Source organism: Ilumatobacter sp., from assembly GCF_049588435.1.
In the GTDB taxonomy this organism is placed as follows: Bacteria; Actinomycetota; Acidimicrobiia; order Acidimicrobiales; family Ilumatobacteraceae; genus Ilumatobacter_A.
Map to the genome: position 1 here is coordinate 1 of NZ_JBAVYV010000521.1, position 1,987 is coordinate 1,987.

2 protein-coding genes and 1 pseudogene are annotated in these 1,987 nt (G+C 68.1%); 1 reads left to right on the forward strand and 2 read right to left on the reverse strand.

Features of this window, described 5'->3' with window-relative positions:
- A pseudogene (locus WBV89_RS19525) lies at positions 1 to 332 on the reverse strand (hypothetical protein); the annotation flags it as partial.
- A 53-nt stretch (positions 333 to 385) separates the two neighbouring features.
- On the opposite strand from WBV89_RS19525, the gene WBV89_RS19530 reads away from it, so the two are divergent.
- Positions 386 to 1,012 carry a GNAT family N-acetyltransferase gene (locus WBV89_RS19530; protein ID WP_423982995.1) on the forward strand — a complete coding sequence of 209 codons (627 nt, stop codon included), beginning with the start codon at positions 386 to 388 and terminating at the stop codon, positions 1,010 to 1,012.
- Here WBV89_RS19530 and rpe read toward each other — a convergent pair whose 3' ends face one another.
- The gene (gene rpe, locus WBV89_RS19535) at positions 1,013 to 1,696 is read right to left on the reverse strand and encodes a ribulose-phosphate 3-epimerase (RefSeq protein WP_423982996.1); all 684 of its coding nucleotides are present in this window, start codon (positions 1,694 to 1,696) and stop codon (positions 1,013 to 1,015) included.
- Positions 1,697 to 1,987: the final 291 nt, after the last annotated feature.

A 1,987-nucleotide genomic window follows, 5' to 3' on the forward strand; every position in this document is an offset into this window, starting at 1 on the left:
CGGTGGTGGAGCACCAGCGCGCGGATCGTGGCGATGACGATCGCGCTCGAACCTGCGAGGCCGACCGACCGGGGAATCGTGGTGTCCACGTCGATCGCGACCGTGCTCACGTCGGCGTCGACGTGTCGATGAAGGACCGTGAGCGTCGCCTGCACCAATGAGCTCGCACGGGCGTCGATGCGGAGTCGATCGGAGTCGGTGACGGTGACGGTGGCGGCGAGCGCCGGGACGACGGTGGCCACGACCGCACCGCTGTGGCCGTCCGACGGATTTCCCGCCAGCGCGCACCGTGCAGGGCACGACGCCATCGAAGCCACATCGGAGGTCGTCATCGGGGGGAGTTGTACCACCTCGTCGTGGGTCTGGTTGCGTACGTTGGGGGACCATGCGGATCAGACGAGCGACGCGGGCCGATCTTCGACAGCTGTGCATCACCGCCATGCGTGCGTTCGCCGAGGATCCGGTGATGAGGTGGCTGAATCCCGACGACGAGGCCTACTTCGCGCCGGGTGGCGAGGTTCTCCGCGTCCCGATGGCGCGTTGGATCGAGATCGGGGAGGTGTGGTGTACCGACGACGTCAGCGCGCTCGCCGTGTGGCTGCCGCCGGGTCGTCCGGAGCCCGACGTCGAGCCTGATCCGCCGAGCACCCCACCGTCGCCGGAGTTGCTCGCTCGTTTCGAGATCATCGGCCCGCTCCTCGCGGCGCACACCCCGGAGGAGCCGCACTGGTACCTGCAGCTGCTGGCAACGCATCCGGATTGGCAGCGCCAGGGGTTGGGTCTGTCACTGATGCAGGCGATGTTCGAGCGCGCCGACCGCGAGGGTCTGGCCTGCCATCTCGAGACCGAGACACTCGACAACGTCGCGTACTACCGACGGCACGGTTTCGCGGTCCACGGCGAATTCGACGTACCGACCGGCGACCAGCCGCACCGCTTCTCGTCCTGGGGAAATGACCCGACGACCGAGGTCGGCCCGCACATGTGGGCGATGGAGCGACCGGCGCGCTGATCAGGCTCGGGCGGCTTCGGCGCGCGCACGCAGGTCGGAGACCGCGTGCTCGAGCCCTTCGGGATCGCGGTACAGCGCGCTTCCTGCGATCAGGACGTTGGCGCCTGCTGCGGCCGCGCCGGCGATCGTCGACGGACCGATTCCGCCGTCCACCTCGATGTGCACGTCGTCGGCACGCCCGGCAGCTTCGAGCATCCGCTGGACCTCGGTGATCTTCGGCTCCATCGTCGGAATGTAGGCCTGGCCCCCGAAGCCGGGGTTGACCGTCATCACGAGCACCATGTCGATCAGATCGAGCACGTGTTCCACCGCCGACGCCGGTGTCGCCGGATTCAGCGCCACCGCCGCGCTCGCACCGAGTTCGTTGATGTTTCCGCAGGTCCGGTGGAGGTGGGTGCAGGCCTCGGCGTGGACGATCAGGCGCGAACAGCCGGCGTCGATGTACTGCTGGGCCATGACGTCGGGTGTGTAGACCATCAGATGGGCCTCGAACGGCACCGAGCAGTGCTGACGGGCCGACTTGATCACGTCCGGGCCGAACGTCAGGTTCGGCACGAACTGGCCGTCCATCACGTCCCACTGGATCAGGTCGACGCCCGCAGACTCGAGTGCGGCGACCTCCTCACCGAGCTTGGAGAAGTCGGCGGGGAGCACGGACGGGGAGATCATCACGGGGCGGCTCATCGCCCCGCACGCTACAAGCCGCTCGCAACCCTGCGATCTCGTGAACTGTTTGCGCACGGAGCGCGGGAACAGATCACGAGAACGGCGGTTGGGAGGATGGATCGGGGAGGGGGAAGCGGGTCAGGTGGATCAGGTGGCGGCGTCGGGGGACTCACGGTCGTCCCACTCGTCGTCGGCGTCGTCCCACGCGTCGTTGCGTTCCTCGACCTTCGACCGCCAGTTCTCGGCCTCACCTCGGGAGTCGTAGGGGCCGAGCGTGTTGTCGCTCGGACCACGGGAGGACGCCGGGAC